Genomic DNA, 15,594 nt, shown 5'->3' on the forward strand with positions numbered 1-15,594 from the left:
ATGCCCCGTGCCGGAAGAAGGGACGCAGGGCATGGGATCCAACCCCGATGCATCGCATTTCTCCAAGAACAATGATGAAGACAAACCACACCCTCGCCGCCCTGCTCTTGACCGCCTTTGCGGGCACTGCAGCCCACGCCGATCAGGCTGCCCAGATGGCGCGCGGCAAAGAGCTGTTCACCACTGCTGCAGTCCCTGCCTGCGCGGTGTGCCATACCCTCAAGGACGCTGGTGCGGAAGGTGCCATAGGCCCGGTGCTGGACGAGTTGCAGCCCGATGCGGCCCGCGTGGCGCGTGCTCTGAAGGACGGCATCGGCTCCATGCCCTCCTTCAAGGCCACAATGAGCGAAGCCGATATCGCTGCCGTTGCTCTCTACGTGAGCAAGGCCAGCGGCGCAGCCAAATAAAGCGTCTCAGCTGCGTTCTGCGCCATCCAGCGGAATGGCGTAGATCCATACCTTGTGGCGGCTATTGCCTTGCAGGCATGCCGTCGCTTCCACGCCGGGCAGCTGGAAATCCAGGCTCACCAGCCAACTGCCGGGCTGCATCTCGGTGGCAGCCTTGACCGCGGCGCGGCCCATGCTTTCGGGCCGCTGGAACAGATAGACCAACTGATAGCCGCTCCAGTCGGCCAGCCAGATATCGCCACGCCGCACGCGTGCCCAGGGGCAGCGCAGGGCGCTGGCAATCACCAGTGGCCAGCTCCATTCCAGACCATTGAGGCGGGCCTGCGGCAGCGCGCTGCGCAGCGCGCGCAAGCCATCGCCCATGCCGCATCCGGCGTCCAGCACCAGCGCCTGCACCGGCAATTGCACGACCTCTGCCAGCCCTTTGAGTGCATTTAACGGCGTTGGAAAGAGCGGGGCATCACGCCATGCATTGAGCGGGTAGATCAGCAGCAGCAAGGCCAGAGGCAGCAGCCAGCCCCAGGCGGGCAACTGGCTGGCGCTGAGCACCAGAAACGACAGCGGAAACCCGGCCGCAATGATGAGCCTGCGCCACCAGTTGGGTCCGCAGAGACTGGCTGCCGTGCTGAAGCTGCCGGCGACCAGCAGGGCCAGCCACCAGGGCAGCAGGCGCGCCAGGCCCGCAAAGATCACCCAGGCCAGCAGCCAGACGAGCAGTGCAGGCAGAGGCCAGGTCGAGGCAAGCCATTTTTTTGTCATGAGTTTTTAAATGTATCCGTCAAACACAGGCTCCAAGACACCGCAGCACAGACAAGGCCTTGTCGGAGTTTTGCATTTTGTGCGGCATACCCCTCTTTGGTGGGGTATGCGTGTTGTCAACTCGTCGTAAAAATTACTGATTTTTGCTTATGTATACTTTTCGGCTTTCAGCGGCCGAGAATTCAGAGGAGACATCCATGCGCCTGCTCGCCCCCACCTTTTCATTGGCGGCTCTTGCATTGACAGCATGCGCGGTACAGACACCGCAGGAGCAGTTGGCACCTGCTTCGCCCACCGTGCGCCTGTGCGAAGGCAATAACTGTTCCGAGCTGCCGCGCAATGTCGCGACTTTCCGTGGCGAGCCCGTCAATCCCGAGGCGGAGCGCCGCCTGGCGGCACTGGTGCAAAAAGCCGAGGCCGATCCTCGCGCAGCCTATGACCTGGGACTGCGCTATCTGCGCGGCGATGGCGTGGAGCGCAACAGCTATCAGGCCATCGAGTGGATGCGCAAGGCCGGCGATGCCGGTAACGGTCAGGCCCAGTTTGCATTGGGCCGTCTGTATCTGCTGGGCTTTGAAGAAATGGGCCCGGACCCCGCCGAAGCCGAGGCCTGGCTGTCGCGTGCTGCCGCCAAGGGCTTCAAGGAAGCCAAGCGCCTGCTGCCCCAGGCGCAAGCCGCCAAACAGAATGCTCATGCACGCTATCAGGCCATCGAGGATGAGCGCAAGTCCTGGAATGGCTGGTATGTGGGCGCGCCCTACTACATGGTGTGGGGTTCGTCGGGTTGGTATTACCGCTGAGGCGCTGTGAGCGCTGCAGCATTTTCTATTTTTTTGAAAGCATCACTATGTCCAAGAAGACAACGCTGCGTCTGGCAGCTATCGCATCGGCCCTGGCACTGGGCGGTTGCGTGACCCCCGGCGGCGGCACCATTTCCACGGGTACGGCTCCCACGGCTGCCACTGGCGCGGCGGGCGGCGCAACCAGCGTGAATGCGAACTCTACGCTCGAGCGTTGCGATGCTCCTCTGGGTACGCTGGCCGTGGACGACGGTCGCGGCAAGGAATGGTATGCCAGCTTTGGCGCCGCCACCAAGATCACGACCATCGAGCCCCTGATCCGTCTGGCCGTGCAGCAGTCCAACTGCTTTGTGATCACCTCCATCGGCAACAACCGCACCGAAAGCAAGATGTCGGCGATCACCGACAAGCAGCGCAACTCCGGTGAATTCCGCGCCGGCTCCAAGCAGCAAAAGGGCCAGCGCGTGGCTGCCGACTACTACATGGAGCCTTCCATCATCATCGACAACGATGCAACCGGTCAGCTGGCAGCGGGCGTGGGCGGTCTGTTCGGCAATGTGGGTACGCTGATCGGCGGTGCCATGCAGAGCAAGGCTTCGGTGGTGACGCTGAGCATGTTCGACATCCGTTCTGGCGTGCAGATCTCCATCTCCGAAGGCAACTCCACAGCCACCAACTTCGGCGCAGCCATGGGCGCGTTCGGCGGTGGCGTGGGCGGAGGTCTGGGCGGCTTCTCGCGCTCACCCGAAGGCAAGGCCACGGTTGCCGCCTTCATGGATGCCTACAACAACATGGTGATCTCGCTGCGCAACTACAAGGCGCAGGAAGTCAAGGGCGGCCTGGGTCGCGGCGGTCAACTCAAGGTCGGCAAGTAAAGCGCCGATCCGAGAACAGAAAAGGGCCTGCAACTGCAGGCCCTTTTTCATGGTTTGCGCGTCTTCAGCAAGCGCGAGCGAGGCTCACTGCAGCTGAAAGATCTTGCCCGGGTTCAGGATGTTCTTGGGGTCCAGAGCCTGTTTGATGGCACGCATCATCTGCACCGCACCGGCTCCCGCCTCTTCGAGCAAAAAGCCCTGCTTGTGGATGCCGATGCCGTGCTCGCCCGTGCAGGTGCCGCCCAGCGCAATCGCGCGCGCCACCAGCGTGTGGTTGAGTTGTTCGGCCTGCTGGCGCTGGGCGTCGTTGTCGGGGTCGATCAGATAGCCGAAGTGGAAGTTGCCGTCGCCCACGTGGCCGACCAGGAAGTAGGGGATGCCGCTGGCATCGGCCTCGGTCACGCACTCCAGCAGCGCATCGGCCAGGCGGCTGATGGGCACGCAGGCATCGGTGGTGATGCAGCGGCATCCGGGCACGCTGGAAACGGCCGCGAAATAGGCGTTGTGGCGCGCGGTGAACAGACGCGTACGGTCTTCGGGGCGTTCGGCCCATTCAAAGGCATTGCCGCCGAGTTCATGGGCAATGTCCTGAACCATCTCGGCCTGCTCCTTCACGCCGGTGGGGGAGCCGTGGAACTCCATCAGCAGCATGGGCTCTTCACGCAGGGACAGCTTGCTGTAGGCATTGACCATGCGCACTGAATTCACATCGACCAGTTCCACGCGGGCGATGGGAATGCCCATCTGGATGGTCTGGATCACCGTGTGCACGGCGTTCTCGATGCTGGAGAAAGAGCAGATGGCTGCGCTCACCGCTTCGGGCAGCGGGTAGATGCGCAGCGTGATCTCGGTGAAGATGCCCAGCGTGCCTTCGCTGCCCACCAGCAGGCGGGTCAGGTCGTAGCCGGCGGCGCTCTTCTTGGCGCGGTTGCCGGTGCGCATCACTTCGCCGCTGGCCGTCACTACCTCCAGGGCCAGCACGTTCTCGCGCATGGTGCCGTAGCGCACGGCATTGGTGCCGCTGGCGCGGGTCGAGGTCATGCCGCCAATCGAAGCGTCGGCACCGGGGTCGATGGGAAAGAAGAAGCCGGTGTCCTTGATGGCCTCGTTCAACGCCTTGCGCGTGATGCCGGGTTGCACGGTGATGGTCAGGTCTTCGGTGTTGACCGAGAGCACGCGACTCATGCGGCTGACGTCGATGGTGATGCCGCCTTGCACGGCCAGCAGATGGCCTTCCAGCGACGATCCGGCGCCGTAGGCAATCACGGGCACGCCGTACTGGTCGCAGAGCCTGACGGCATCCTGCACGTCCTGGGTGGATTCGGCAAACACCACGGCTGCCGGAGGGGGCGCGGAAATCGCGCCTTCGTCGCGGCCATGCTGCTCGCGCACGGCCAATGCCGTGGAGCACTGGCCGCCGAAACGTGTTTGCAGGGCCTGCAGAAATTCTTCGGGGATGGGGCGCTGCACGAAATCGGGCTGCAGCGAGGTATGGGCAACAGGTGCGTTCATCGGGGTCTCCAGAGGAGAAAAAGAATACCACCAGGCCCGGTCCGGGCGTGTACGTATTGGGTACTAGGCCATGCCGCTCAAGGTCGCAATCGCTACGCATGGCACATGCCCATTGAAGCTGGCAGAGATCGCGGTTTCGTCGTGGCGCAGCCGTCTGGCGCAGGCACATAGATAAGTTCCGCCCTAGCTAATGAGAAATCAGTGTTTAGGGTTTGCTCCTGGTGTGCCTATATTGGCAAGCCTCATGGCGTGCGCTGCAGAGCTCGCTTCAAACCAAAAGCAGTTCGGAGGGCGGAGCTATGCGCGATACGGGTCGCAGATCATTCATACAGGGGCTGGCCGGGGTGTCGGCGGCAGGCATGCTGGGCGCGGCATGGCATGTGCGTGCCGCGCAGACGCAGGCCTGGCCGGTGCGGCCCATCAAACTGGTCGTGACATTCCCGCCCGGCGGCTCCAGCGATATCGTGGCGCGGGTGCTGGCTCCCGCGCTGGCCGAGAAGCTGGGCCAGAGCGTGGTCATAGACAACAAGCCCGGCGCGGGCTCGTCGATTGGCGCGCAGATCGTGGCGCACAGCGCCAACGATGGCTACACGCTGCTGGTATCGAATTCGGCGGCGCTGTCGATAGCACCATCGCTGCTGCAAAGCCCTGGCTACGACCCCTTGCGTAGCTTCGAACACCTGGCCTATATCGGCGCGGTGCCCACGGTGTTTGCCGTGCATCCCTCGGTGCCCGCCAACAGCCTGAGCGAGCTGGTGAGCTGGATCAAGGAGCAGCCTGCCCCCGTGGCCTTTGGCAGCGGCGGCGCTGCCTCGGTGGGGCATCTGGTGGGCGAGCAGTTTGCGCAGACGCTCAAGCTGTCCATGGAGCATGTGCCTTATCGCGGTGCCGGTCCCATGCGTGCGGATCTGCTCAGCGGCCATATCAAGCTGGCCATCGATGCGCTGCCGCAGAACATCGCGCTGCACAAGCAGGGCCGGCTCAAGCTGCTGGCGCTGACATCGCCACGCCGCGTAGCCCAGGCACCGGCGGTGCCCAGCGTGGCCGAACTGGGGCTGGCACAGCTGGTCTCCGAAAACTTCGTCGGCATTTCGGCTCCCGCCGGCTTGCCCAGGGCGCTGGCCGAAAGAATCGCCAGCGCGGTGCGGCAGATCAGCGCGCGTCCCGAGTTTGCACAGACGCTCGAAGCCCAGGGATTCGTGACCCGGGATATGGAATCCAAAGCCTTCACCCAGCTGATTGCGGACCAGCATCTGGCCTGGGGAGATATCGCGAAAAAGACAGGTGCAAAACTTTAAGCAGAAGAGACAACAATGAGCAGCGAGAAACTGTATTCACCCCGTAAGCCACGCTATGCCGTGGTGCTGTTTGGCCCCGAAGGGCAGGGCAGTTTCAACGAGTCGGGACTGCGCGGAGCCCACAAGGCCAGAGATGCCGGCCATGAGGTCGATGTGCTCTGGGTGGCCGGCCAGTCGGCGCAGCAGCGCGCCGCCGAAATGTCCGCATTGTGCGGCGGCCGCTATGCGCTGATTCTTGCGCATGGCGGTCAGGGTGACGGTCCGGTGCAGATCCTGGCCGAGCGCTGGCTCGAGCAGGCCTTTGCGGTCACGCAAGGCAGCTGGGCGGCAGCCAATGTGGCGCGTTACGAGGTGCTGCAGGAGCAATCGGCATTCCTCGCCGGCGTGCTGGCCAGCCAGTGGAGCAAGACGGGCAGGGTGGGGCATTTCTCAGGCGAGAAGGTGCCGCCGGGTCTGCGTGGCCGCGCGGCCTATGCGGACGGTCTCAGGCGCGCCGGCTTCGAGGGGCAGCTGGTCACCCAGTTCTGCGGTCACCAGCATCGCCCGGGCTGGGCCCGGACCTGTGTCTCGGCAATGGTCGAGCAGACGGGCCTGGACATTGTGTTTGCCATGCTGGATGGCGGCCGCCCCGGCGTCACGCAGGCCTGCCGGGCGCATGGCGTGGCGCAGATCGGCAATGTGCTGAACTGGGTGGAACGTGACCCCGAAGTGTTTGTGGCCTCGGCGATCTGCGATTCCGGCGAGGCCTTGTTTCGCGCCGTCGAGGACCATGCCCGGGGTCTGCTGCCGCTGGGTGGCTATCGTGCCTTTGGCCTTGAGGAGCCGAGCCTGGTGCGGCTGGAAATGGGGGGGCGGGTGAGTGCTGCGCAGCGCAATCTGGTCGAAGACTGGGCGCAGCGCTTGCTGCGCCGCGAGTTCGAGATTCACCTGGACTATGTCGGGGCAGAGTTCGCCTTGCCGCAGGAGGAGCTCGGCGCTGCGGCGTGATCAGGAAAGCGCCGCGGCAGGGCCTCAGTACTGCTGAGCACCCTTGTCGAATTCGGCGCGTGACAGCTGGCCGTTGCGGTCGCTGTCGATCTCTTCGAAGCGCTGGGAGATGACAGGCAGCTGGCGTGCTTCCTGCGCACTGAGCTGACCGTCGCGATTGGCGTCGGCACGCTCGAAGGCCGCTTGCACGCTGCTTTTTGCAGTCGGCGCCTGCTGCACGCCGGTGGCGGAACCCGACTGCACGATGCGCGCAGGCTCCTTGTTGTTGCCGGCGTTGCCGCCGCCGGTTTGCGCAAAAGCCATGCCCCCGCCCAGGGTGAGCGCAGAAAACAGCACCACGCTGACGACTTCGAATGACGAGACCTTGCAATTGAGCAGATTCTTCTTGTTCATGAATGGCATTCCTTCTCTATGCGATAACAGGAGTGCATTGCACCCTGTGAGGCGGCAAAGGGCCAGCACTTTTGCCTGCTGTTGCCTCAGACTACATTTGCCTGCGGGCTGTAACGCACAATGGCGGCAGTATCTGAGGGCCGCTCCGGCCCTGAAAACTCGCAGCTTTGACAAGGGATGACCCATGGGCAACCGCCTCACGCAAATCGCCACCCGCACCGGAGATGACGGAACCACCGGTCTCGGAGACAACACCCGCGTTTCCAAGAACAGTGGCCGCCCGCATGCCATGGGCGATGTGGATGAACTGAACTCGCATATCGGCCTGCTGCTGTGCGAGCCAATGCCCCAGGAGGTGCGCGACCTGCTGATCGACATCCAGCACCAGTTGTTCAATCTGGGCGGCGAGCTGTCCATGCCGGGCTATGAGCTGCTCAAGGACGATGCACTGCTGCAGCTCGATAACGCGCTGGCCCACTACAACGCACAGCTGCCGCGTCTTCAGGAGTTCATACTGCCGGCCGGCACGCGTGCTGCCGCGCAGGCCCATGTATGCCGCACCGTGGCGCGCCGTGCCGAGCGCCAGGTGGTGGCACTGGAGCAGGCCGAGGCCATGCGAGCCGCGCCGCGCCAGTATCTGAACCGCCTGTCCGATCTGCTGTTCGTGCTGGCCCGCGTGCTCAACCGCCTCGACGGCGGCGACGATGTGTACTGGAAGAGCGAACGCCTGGCGCGCGCGCAGTCCGAGTGAGGCGGTGGCGGGAGGCCGGGCATGCGTCTGCGACATATCGAGGTCTTCAATGCCGTGATGCAGACCGGCAGCGTCAGCGCGGCCGCGCGCCTCATCAACGTCACCCAGCCCGCAGTCAGCCGCACGCTGCAGCATGCCGAGTTGCAGATGGGCTTTGCGCTGTTCCAGCGCGCGCGGGGGAGGCTGACGCCGACCAATGAAGCGCTGGCCCTGTTTCCGCATATCGAGAAGCTGTTCGAGCAGCTCGACGAGGTGCAGCGCCTGGCCGCCAATCTGCGTCATGGCCAGTCGGCCGACCGGCTCAATGTGCTGACGGTATTCGCGCTCAGCCGCGAGGTGCTGCCGCGCGCCGTGGCGGGCTTCAGGCGTCGCCATCCGCAGGTCCAGGTGCACGTGCAGGCGCTGCACACGCCGCAGGTGGTGTCGGCCCTGCTGCTGCAGGAGGCCGATGTGGGCTTTGTGATCAGCTCCGTGGGTCAGCCCGCGCTGGAGCACGAGCTGCTGGCCGAAGTGGACATGTTCTGCGTCTTGCCCAAGGGACTGCTGCCGCCTTCGCGCGTGCGCGCCGAAGGCATGGAACTCAAGGACCTGGCCGATCTGCCCCTGGTCGCGCTCGATGCGCGCGACCCGCTGGGCATGCGCCTGGGCCAGGCCTGCCGCGAGCATGGCGTGGGGCTGTCGCCTGTGGTGACGGTGCAGACCTACCATGCGGCGCTGTCCATGGCCGAATACGGGCTGGGCGCGGCCATCATGGATGGTTGCACGGCCCTGGCGGCCGACCGGCGCCGAGTGCATGTGGTGCCGCTGCTGCCGCGCATCACCGTGGGAGTGAATGCGCTGAGCCTGCCTCAACGCCCGGGCTCGGTGCTGGCGCGCGCCATGACCCAGGAAATGCGCAAGGCCCTGCAGGAGCTTCTGAGCGCCTCCTGAGCGGCAGGCCCGCGCTCAGGCAGCGTGCATCTGCGCGACCAGCCGCTGTGCCGAGCCGAAAGCCAGCGTCAGTCCCAGCGCGCCATGCCCGGTCTGCAGCCACAGATTGCGCGGGCCGCCGCGCTGGCGGCCGGTGATGGGCAGGCCCGTGGGCGTGGCCGGGCGCATGCCGCTCCAGGGATGCAGCGAGCCCTGCAGCGGCAGCTGGGCAAAGACCTGCTGCGTGGAGCGGCGCAGGCTGTCGATGCGGGCCGGATCGATGCGTGTGTCGCGGCCGATGATCTCCACCATGCCGGCCACGCGCAGGCGCTCGCCCAGGCGCGCGAACACCACCTTGCGCGCGGTGTCGGTCACGCTCACGCGCGGTGCGGCATGGGCGTGGTCGGACCCTATGTCCACGGTGATGCTGTAGCCCTTGAGCGGATAGACGGGAAGGCGCAGGCCCAGCTGGCGCGCGTGGGCTGGGCTTTCCCAGCCGCTGGCCAGCACGTAGTGCTCGGCCTGCAGCAGGCCTGCGGCGGTGCGCAGGCCCGTGACGGCGTCGCCCTGGCGCTCGAAGCCCAGCACCTCGGTGTCGTAGCGCAGCTCGGCGCCGCGCACGGCCAGCAGCGCCGCCAGCTGCTCGCACAGCTGTCGGCAGTCGGCGGCGCTTTCGCTGGGGGTGTGAACAGCGCCCGCCATGCGGCCCCTGTAGCCGGCCAGCGCGGGCTCCAGGCGCACGGCGGCGGTGGCATCCACCACCTGCTGGCTGGCGCCGCCAAGGCGCGATTGCAGGGCCACCTGCCGGGCCGCGGCATCCAGGCCCTGCTGCGTGTCGTACAGCACCAGCTTGCCCGGCGTGTGCAATGCGCAACTCAGGGACTCCTGCGCCTGCAGGCTCTCGAAGGCCTGCCGGCTTTCGGCGGCCAGCCTCAGCAGCGCCTGCGTGCCGGCCATGGAGGCGCGTGCATTGCAGGCGCCCAGAAAGCGCAGCCCCCAGGCCCATTGGGCGGGATCGGCGCGCAGACGCAGGGCCAGCGGCGAGTCCTTTTCCAGCAGCAGCTGCGGCAGCATCTTCCAGATACCGGGATCGGCCAGCGGCTGCACATAGGAATAGCTGAGCTGCGCGCCGTTGCCGCCGCTGGCGCCCGCTGCAGGGCCGGGCCCGCGCTCCAGGATCGTGATGCGGCAGCCCGCGCGCTGCAGCGCATAGGCAGTGGCCAGGCCGACGATGCCGGCGCCCACGATGCAGACATGCATTGATCGTTTCTCCATGCTGCCGCACTGTAGGCCCGTACGGGGCTGCGCAGCCATGGCATTTGGCATGCAGGGTATGCACCCAGGTTATGGTCTGCCCGCGCGATGTCGATGTATGCATGCGGCCGGGAAGCCCTCGGTTGCGGTGTTTACCCGGAGCATGGCGGTGCCTGCGCAGCCACCCATAAACCAGGGGCATGGACCAGCCCGATATTGTCATCCTCCGGAGCCTGGCGCGCTTTCTACACTGGCGGCACATCCACCACCGAAGAGGAGACACCGCATGCAACTTCACTCCACCGTGCTTTGTGCGGCACTGGGCCTGGGTTTTCTGGGCGCTGCCCATGCCGACACCCTGGCCAAGGTGCGCGACAGCGGGCGCATCACGCTGGCCTACCGCGAGTCCTCCGTGCCCTTCAGCTACCTGGACAACGGCAAGCCCATCGGCATGACCGTGGAGCTTTCGCAGGCAGTCGCCGAAGCCGTGAAGAAGGTGCTGAACCTGCCCGCGCTGGAGGTGCGCTGGCAGGCCGTGACCTCGCAAAACCGCATGCCGCTGCTGGCCAACGGCACCATAGACCTGGAGTGCGGATCGACCACCAACAACACGGTGCGGGCCAAGGAAGTGGGCTTTGCCATCAACCACTTCTACACCGGCACGCGGCTGCTGGTGAAGAAGAGCTCGGGCATCCAGAACTATGCCGACCTCAAGGGCAAGACCGCGGCCATCACCACCGGCACCACCAATCTGCAGGTGCTGCGCAAGGCCAATGCCGAGCAGGGCTGGGGCATGAACATCGTCATGGCCAAGGACCATGCCGACGGCTTTCTGCTGGTCGAGAACGACCGCGCCGCGGCCTTCGGCATGGACGACATCCTGCTCTACGGCCTGATCGCCAACGCCAAAAATCCCAAGGATTTCCACGTCGTGGCCGATGCGCTGCAGGTCGAGCCCTATGCCTGCATGCTGCGCAAGGACGACCCGCAGTTCAAGCAGCTGGTGGATGGCGTGATCGGCGACATGATGAAGTCGGGCGCCTTTGCCAGGCTCTACGACAGATGGTTCATGCAGCCCATTCCTCCCAAGAACGCGGCACTGGGTCTGCCCATGAGCGAGCAGCTGCAACGCAACCTGCAGGAGCGCGGCGACAAGCCGGCGTTCTGAGATGCGGGCAGTGGGCATTCTCGGCGGCATGGGGCCTGCAGCGGGCGCGGATTTCGTGCGCCTGTTCGTGCAGGCCTGCACCCGGCACCTGCAGGACCAGGGCCTGCCCGTGCATGACCAGGCCTATCCCGAGCACTGGCTGGTGCAACTGCCCATGCCCGATCGCACACAGGCGCTGCGTCGCGATCCGCAGTCACCTGAGGGCCCGGCTGCGCATCTGCTGCAGGGCGCGGGCCGGCTCGCGGCCCTGGGCGTGCGCAGCGTGGCCCTGGCCTGCAACACGGCCCATGCCTGGCATGGGCAGATACAGGCGCTTTTCCCGCAGCTGCGCGTGCTGCACATCGCGCAGCAGACGGCGCTGTACCTGAAGGCAGGCGGCGCGCGCCAAGCCCTGGTGCTGGCCACGGATGGCACCTATGACAGCGGGCTCTACGACGCGGCGCTAGCCGATTGCGGCATTGCCGCGCTGCGTCCCGGACAGGCGGGCCGGGCCCGGCTCATGCAAGGCATCTACGAGGGCGTGAAACAAGGTGACATGCCGCTGGCCGTGCAATGCTTCGGCGAGGTGCTGGCGCCGCTGCTGCAGCACCACGGCGCCGTGCCCGTGATCATGGGCTGCACCGAGATTCCGCTGGCCCTGCCGCAGGCGCCGCAGGCCCGTGGCGCCGAGCTGGTGGACCCGGCCTGGATACTGGCCTGCGCGCTGGCGCAGGACGCCTACGCGCATTAGTAGCGGCGAGGGAGGGCCAGAGTCCTGTAAAAAGATGAGCTGCAATCGCCTGCCACACAATAGATAGGTATCGAATAACGGCCAGATCTGTTGATGGGTGTGCGGTGCCAGCTCATCTTTTAATGGTGGTTTGCCGGTGCGTGCTAGGACTTCCGGGCGTCCCGCATCTCCGAGTCCATGGCGGCCTTGTAGATGCTTTGCCGGGGCCGCTGCATCAGGCGGCGCAGCATGGGCTCGAATTCACTCAGAGGCAGGGTCTCGGCCCGGGGATCGAAGGCCGGGTTGTCATAGAGTTCGCAGAACTCGGCCGTGCGCTGGTAGTGCGGATGTTCCCGGAACTGCTCGCGCATGTCCCTGTCCAGGCCGATGTGATGGAAGAAGTAATGGCCCTGGAAGATGCCGTGATGCTGGACCATCCAGTGATTGGCCTCGCTCACAAAGGGCTGGAGGATCGCTGCGGCTATGTCGGGGTGGTTGAAGGACCCGAGGGTATCGCCAATGTCGTGCAGCAGCGCGCACACCACATACTCTTCGTCGCGGCCGTCGCGCAGCGCGCGCGTAGCGGTTTGCAGCGAGTGGGTGTAGCGGTCCACCGGAAAGCCGCCATAGTCGCCCTCCAGCAGCTTCAGATGGGCCATCACCCGCTCGGGCAGGCCCTGGCTGAACTGTGCAAATTCGCCGCCGATCAACTGCCAGTCTTCACGCGTGCTGTCTTGCATGCGCAGAAAGTTCGCCCGTGCATTCATGCCATGTCTTTCGTGGGTTATGGTCGTTGCACTGTAGGGCGCTGGCAGGGGCTGCGCTGTCAAGGGCATGACATGCAGCCGCTGCGTTGATGCGCGAATCCTGCTTGCCGTCCACAGGATTCGCGAGGGCTTGAGGCCTCAATAGGTTTCCAGGTGCAGACGTCCTTCGCGCTTGAGTCTGGCTCCCAGTTCCTCCCAGCCCAGGCCTGCTTGCTGGGCCACGTCGCGCAGGGCCAGCACGACGCCGTCCTCCATGCTTTTGAGACCGCATACATAGATGTGCGTGTTGTCGTCGCGCAGCAATTCCATGAGATCGGCCGAGCGCTCGCGCATGGCGTCCTGCACATAGCGCCTGGGCTGGCCGGCCACGCGAGAGAAGGCGAAGTTGATGTCGATGAAATCCTTGGGCAGGTTTTGCAGGGGGCCGAAATAGGGCAGCTCCTGAGGCGTGCGCGCACCAAAGAACAGCAGCAGCTTCCCGCTGTCGAACTTGCCGCTCTTGCGCAGGCGGCGGCGCCATTCCGTCATGGCGCGCATGGGCGCGCTGCCCGTGCCTGTGCAGATCATCACGATGTGCGAGCGCGGGTGATTGGGCATGAGAAAACTGCTGCCGAACGGGCCTATGACTTGCACCTTGTCACCCACCTGCAGATCGCAGAGATAGTTGCTGGCCACGCCGCGCACGGGCTGGCCCTGGTGATCCTCGACCACGCGTTTCACGGTCAATGCCAGATTGTTGTAGCCGGGGCGCTCGCCATTGCGGGCACTGGCAATCGAGTACTGGCGCGCCACATGGGGCTTGCCGCCGGCATCCACACCCGGCGGGATAATGCCCAGCGACTGGCCTTCGAGCACAGGGAAAGGCATGGCGCCGAAGTCCAGCACGATATGGTGGGTCTCGTTGTCGAAGCCGGCCTCCGTGCAGTTCAGATTACCCACCACCGTGGCCGTCACCGCAGCCTTGGGACCATGCAGATTGGTGTAGGCATGGGCGGCAGACCAGGGCGGTGTGGTGGCTCCGTAACTGGCTGCGCGAAAGACTTCCGCAGCGCCGCTTTCGGCCAAGCCGGCAGCGGCCGCGATCACGGCCTGGGCCTGGCTCAGATCCTGCACATCGCCGACATTCTCGGCCGTCTGCGCGGCGGCCAGCACATCGGCGGAAAGCTCTTCGGGCAGGCTCTCCCAGCCCAGTTGTTCGGCCACGCTGTAGGGCTTGGTTGCCGACACCAGCCGCCAGTTGTCGATGGAGCCGGTCGGGCAGGGCGAGATGCAGTCCATGCAGCCGTTGCACTTGTCCGCCATGACCACATAGTTGTTGTCGTCATGCGTGATGGCGTCCACGGGGCAGGTCGCCTCGCAGGTATTGCAGCGAATGCAGATTTCGGGGTCGATCAGATGCTGCTTCAGGATGCCGTTTTCAATCAGCGTGATGGTGCTCATTTCGTTCTCCAAACCGTGGCAACCCAACTCAGTGACATCGAGCAAGGGCCGCCCCGCCGCGAGGATGTCGTCCCCCTTGGGGGAAGCGGCTCAGCCGCTCAGGGGGGATCAAAATTTCACATACTCGAAGTCCACGGGCTGGCGATTGATACCCATGACCGGCGGGGCAATCCAGCCGGCAAACTTGCCCGGCTCCAGGCATGGCTTCATCAGCGATGCGACAAAGCTGCGGTCGTCGTCGCTGGCCAGCCACTCGCTCTTCCTGGTCAGCCATTCCTGCTCGCTCACGGGGCGGCCGTCGGGGCTGATGCGCACGCCTGCCAGCGCGCCGATCTGGCGGTTGAAGGCCTTGTGCGGCACCGTCAGGCGAAAGTCGATGCCGGCCTTTTCCATCACCTTGTTCCAGCGGCCCACACCGGCATTGCTGTCCTTGATGTAGTCGTCGCGCAGCACCTCGTTCAAGGCGTTGAGCATGGGCACTTCCTTCTCCTGCAACTTGCCGTCCACCACCTCCAGAACCTTGTAGTTCTGGTCGTGCAGCCTGTGGTCGTCCTCGCGCTTTCCCTCTTCGTAACGGCCCTTGAGGCCCGAGCTGTAGAAGGTGGCGGCATTGCTCGACTGGTCGGCACCAAACAGGTCGATGGTCACGCTGTAGTGAAAGTTCAGATAGCGCTGAATCGTGGGCAGGTCGATGACGCCCGCGCTGCGCAGCTTGTTCACATCGTCGGTCTTGAGTTCGTTCATGACCTGGCAGGTTCGGGCCAGCACGCGCGAGACGCCGGACTCGCCGACAAACATGTGGTGGGCCTCTTCGGTCAGCATGAATTTGGTGGTGCGCGCCAGCGGGTCGAACGCGGATTCGGCCAGCGCTGCGAGCTGGAATTTTCCGTCTCTGTCGGTGAAGTAGGTGAACATGAAGAACGCCAGCCAGTCCGGCGTTTTTTCGTTGAAGGCGCCCAGAATGCGAGGGTTGTTTTCATCGCCGCTCTGGCGCTCCAGCAGTGCCTCGGCTTCCTCGCGTCCGTCACGTCCGAAATGCTTGTGCAGCAGGTAGACCATGGCCCAGAGGTGGCGACCTTCTTCCACATTGACCTGGAACAGATTGCGCAGGTCGTACATGGACGGTGCGGTCAGGCCAAGGTGGCGCTGCTGCTCCACCGATGCGGGCTCGGTATCGCCTTGCGTGACGATGATGCGGCGCAGGTTGGCGCGGTGCTCGCCGGGCACGTCCTGCCAGGCTTTCTCGCCCTTGTGATCGCCAAAGTGAATGCTGCGTTCCTGATCCGCCGGATTCAGGAAGATGCCCCAGCGATAGTCACGCATCTTGACGTAGCCGAACTGCGCCCAGCCCTGCGGATCCACGCTCACCGCGGTGCGCAGATAGACATCGTAGTTGGTCGATCCTTCGGGGCCCACGTCGTCCCACCAGCGGATGAAATTAGGCTGCCAGCTCTCCAGGGCACGCTGCAACGTGCGGTCGCCGCTGAGGTCCACGTTGTTGGGAATCTTCTGGCTGTAGTCGATGCTGCTCATGGGGTGTCTCCTGTGATGTTTTGCCGATTCAG

16 protein-coding genes are annotated in these 15,594 nt (G+C 64.8%); 9 read left to right on the forward strand and 7 right to left on the reverse strand.

Annotated features, from left to right (window positions below; translation table 11 throughout):
* Positions 1-71: 71 nt before the first annotated feature.
* Positions 72-407, forward strand: coding sequence for a cytochrome c (locus MPZ60_RS00250; RefSeq protein WP_034351188.1), 336 nt, complete (start codon positions 72-74; stop codon positions 405-407).
* A gap of 6 nt (positions 408-413) precedes the next feature.
* Here MPZ60_RS00250 and MPZ60_RS00255 read toward each other — a convergent pair whose 3' ends face one another.
* Positions 414-1,166 (reverse strand): hypothetical protein, encoded by a 753-nt coding sequence (locus MPZ60_RS00255; protein WP_034351191.1) that lies wholly within the window; start codon positions 1,164-1,166, stop codon positions 414-416.
* 197 nt (positions 1,167-1,363) lie between these two features.
* On the opposite strand from MPZ60_RS00255, the gene MPZ60_RS00260 reads away from it, so the two are divergent.
* Positions 1,364-1,966 (forward strand): tetratricopeptide repeat protein, encoded by a 603-nt coding sequence (locus MPZ60_RS00260; protein ID WP_003065258.1) that lies wholly within the window; start codon positions 1,364-1,366, stop codon positions 1,964-1,966.
* A 47-nt stretch (positions 1,967-2,013) separates the two neighbouring features.
* Positions 2,014-2,841, forward strand: a complete 828-nt coding sequence (locus tag MPZ60_RS00265; protein ID WP_003065256.1) for a hypothetical protein — start codon at positions 2,014-2,016, stop codon at positions 2,839-2,841.
* Between the two features lie 84 nt (positions 2,842-2,925).
* Here MPZ60_RS00265 and MPZ60_RS00270 read toward each other — a convergent pair whose 3' ends face one another.
* On the reverse strand, positions 2,926-4,353 hold the full coding sequence (locus tag MPZ60_RS00270) for an FAD-binding oxidoreductase (RefSeq protein ID WP_034351193.1): 1,428 nt from the start codon (positions 4,351-4,353) through the stop codon (positions 2,926-2,928).
* A 299-nt stretch (positions 4,354-4,652) separates the two neighbouring features.
* Between MPZ60_RS00270 and MPZ60_RS00275 the strand changes: the two genes are divergently transcribed.
* Together MPZ60_RS00275 and MPZ60_RS00280 are read left to right on the forward strand one after the other, a co-directional pair.
* On the forward strand, positions 4,653-5,651 hold the full coding sequence (locus MPZ60_RS00275) for a tripartite tricarboxylate transporter substrate binding protein (protein WP_034351196.1): 999 nt from the start codon (positions 4,653-4,655) through the stop codon (positions 5,649-5,651).
* Between the two features lie 15 nt (positions 5,652-5,666).
* A complete protein-coding gene (locus MPZ60_RS00280) occupies positions 5,667-6,638 on the forward strand; it encodes a BMP family protein (protein ID WP_034351198.1) in 972 nt (323 codons plus the stop codon).
* Between the two features lie 24 nt (positions 6,639-6,662).
* Here MPZ60_RS00280 and MPZ60_RS00285 read toward each other — a convergent pair whose 3' ends face one another.
* The gene (locus MPZ60_RS00285; RefSeq protein ID WP_012836573.1) at positions 6,663-7,031 is read right to left on the reverse strand and encodes an EF-hand domain-containing protein; all 369 of its coding nucleotides are present in this window, start codon (positions 7,029-7,031) and stop codon (positions 6,663-6,665) included.
* A 184-nt stretch (positions 7,032-7,215) separates the two neighbouring features.
* On the opposite strand from MPZ60_RS00285, the gene MPZ60_RS00290 reads away from it, so the two are divergent.
* Positions 7,216-7,782: a cob(I)yrinic acid a,c-diamide adenosyltransferase gene (locus MPZ60_RS00290; protein ID WP_012836574.1), complete on the forward strand. Its 567-nt coding sequence runs from the start codon at positions 7,216-7,218 to the stop codon at positions 7,780-7,782.
* A 21-nt stretch (positions 7,783-7,803) separates the two neighbouring features.
* Positions 7,804-8,712 carry a LysR substrate-binding domain-containing protein gene (locus MPZ60_RS00295; RefSeq protein WP_034351202.1) on the forward strand — a complete coding sequence of 303 codons (909 nt, stop codon included), beginning with the start codon at positions 7,804-7,806 and terminating at the stop codon, positions 8,710-8,712.
* A gap of 15 nt (positions 8,713-8,727) precedes the next feature.
* Here the strand turns inward: MPZ60_RS00295 and MPZ60_RS00300 are convergent, their stop codons facing one another.
* Complete coding sequence (locus MPZ60_RS00300; RefSeq protein ID WP_034351204.1) at positions 8,728-9,951, reverse strand: D-amino acid dehydrogenase; 1,224 nt, start codon at positions 9,949-9,951, stop codon at positions 8,728-8,730.
* A 280-nt stretch (positions 9,952-10,231) separates the two neighbouring features.
* Between MPZ60_RS00300 and MPZ60_RS00305 the strand changes: the two genes are divergently transcribed.
* Both MPZ60_RS00305 and MPZ60_RS00310 read left to right on the forward strand, forming a co-directional pair.
* Complete coding sequence (locus MPZ60_RS00305; RefSeq protein WP_034351208.1) at positions 10,232-11,113, forward strand: amino acid ABC transporter substrate-binding protein; 882 nt, start codon at positions 10,232-10,234, stop codon at positions 11,111-11,113.
* Between the two features lies 1 nt (position 11,114).
* Complete coding sequence (locus MPZ60_RS00310; protein WP_034351211.1) at positions 11,115-11,843, forward strand: aspartate/glutamate racemase family protein; 729 nt, start codon at positions 11,115-11,117, stop codon at positions 11,841-11,843.
* Between the two features lie 143 nt (positions 11,844-11,986).
* On the opposite strand, the gene MPZ60_RS00315 is transcribed toward MPZ60_RS00310, so the two are convergent.
* The 3 genes from MPZ60_RS00315 to boxB form a co-directional block, all read right to left on the reverse strand.
* Positions 11,987-12,589, reverse strand: coding sequence for an HD domain-containing protein (locus MPZ60_RS00315; RefSeq protein ID WP_034351213.1), 603 nt, complete (start codon positions 12,587-12,589; stop codon positions 11,987-11,989).
* Between the two features lie 138 nt (positions 12,590-12,727).
* Positions 12,728-14,029, reverse strand: coding sequence for a benzoyl-CoA 2,3-epoxidase subunit BoxA (boxA, locus tag MPZ60_RS00320; protein WP_034351216.1), 1,302 nt, complete (start codon positions 14,027-14,029; stop codon positions 12,728-12,730).
* Between the two features lie 108 nt (positions 14,030-14,137).
* Entirely contained in the window at positions 14,138-15,562 is a 1,425-nt protein-coding gene (boxB, locus tag MPZ60_RS00325; protein ID WP_034351219.1) for a benzoyl-CoA 2,3-epoxidase subunit BoxB, read from the reverse strand.
* Positions 15,563-15,594: the final 32 nt, after the last annotated feature.

The sequence above is a fragment of the Comamonas sp. 7D-2 genome, from assembly GCF_022749555.1.
Taxonomy (GTDB): Bacteria; Pseudomonadota; Gammaproteobacteria; order Burkholderiales; family Burkholderiaceae_C; genus Comamonas; species Comamonas thiooxydans.

Coding starts and splice junctions, on each gene's coding strand:
- MPZ60_RS00275 (WP_034351196.1), top strand. CDS start 4,653: ATGCGCGATACGGGTCGCAGATCATTCATACAGGGGCTGGCCGGGGTG.
- MPZ60_RS00305 (WP_034351208.1), top strand. CDS start 10,232: ATGCAACTTCACTCCACCGTGCTTTGTGCGGCACTGGGCCTGGGTTTT.
- MPZ60_RS00265 (WP_003065256.1), top strand. CDS start 2,014: ATGTCCAAGAAGACAACGCTGCGTCTGGCAGCTATCGCATCGGCCCTG.
- MPZ60_RS00285 (WP_012836573.1), bottom strand. CDS start 7,031: ATGAACAAGAAGAATCTGCTCAATTGCAAGGTCTCGTCATTCGAAGTC.
- MPZ60_RS00295 (WP_034351202.1), top strand. CDS start 7,804: ATGCGTCTGCGACATATCGAGGTCTTCAATGCCGTGATGCAGACCGGC.
- MPZ60_RS00280 (WP_034351198.1), top strand. CDS start 5,667: ATGAGCAGCGAGAAACTGTATTCACCCCGTAAGCCACGCTATGCCGTG.
- MPZ60_RS00250 (WP_034351188.1), top strand. CDS start 72: ATGATGAAGACAAACCACACCCTCGCCGCCCTGCTCTTGACCGCCTTT.
- MPZ60_RS00260 (WP_003065258.1), top strand. CDS start 1,364: ATGCGCCTGCTCGCCCCCACCTTTTCATTGGCGGCTCTTGCATTGACA.
- MPZ60_RS00300 (WP_034351204.1), bottom strand. CDS start 9,951: ATGCATGTCTGCATCGTGGGCGCCGGCATCGTCGGCCTGGCCACTGCC.
- MPZ60_RS00310 (WP_034351211.1), top strand. CDS start 11,115: ATGCGGGCAGTGGGCATTCTCGGCGGCATGGGGCCTGCAGCGGGCGCG.
- MPZ60_RS00270 (WP_034351193.1), bottom strand. CDS start 4,353: ATGAACGCACCTGTTGCCCATACCTCGCTGCAGCCCGATTTCGTGCAG.
- MPZ60_RS00290 (WP_012836574.1), top strand. CDS start 7,216: ATGGGCAACCGCCTCACGCAAATCGCCACCCGCACCGGAGATGACGGA.
- boxA (WP_034351216.1), bottom strand. CDS start 14,029: ATGAGCACCATCACGCTGATTGAAAACGGCATCCTGAAGCAGCATCTG.
- MPZ60_RS00315 (WP_034351213.1), bottom strand. CDS start 12,589: ATGAATGCACGGGCGAACTTTCTGCGCATGCAAGACAGCACGCGTGAA.
- boxB (WP_034351219.1), bottom strand. CDS start 15,562: ATGAGCAGCATCGACTACAGCCAGAAGATTCCCAACAACGTGGACCTC.
- MPZ60_RS00255 (WP_034351191.1), bottom strand. CDS start 1,166: ATGACAAAAAAATGGCTTGCCTCGACCTGGCCTCTGCCTGCACTGCTC.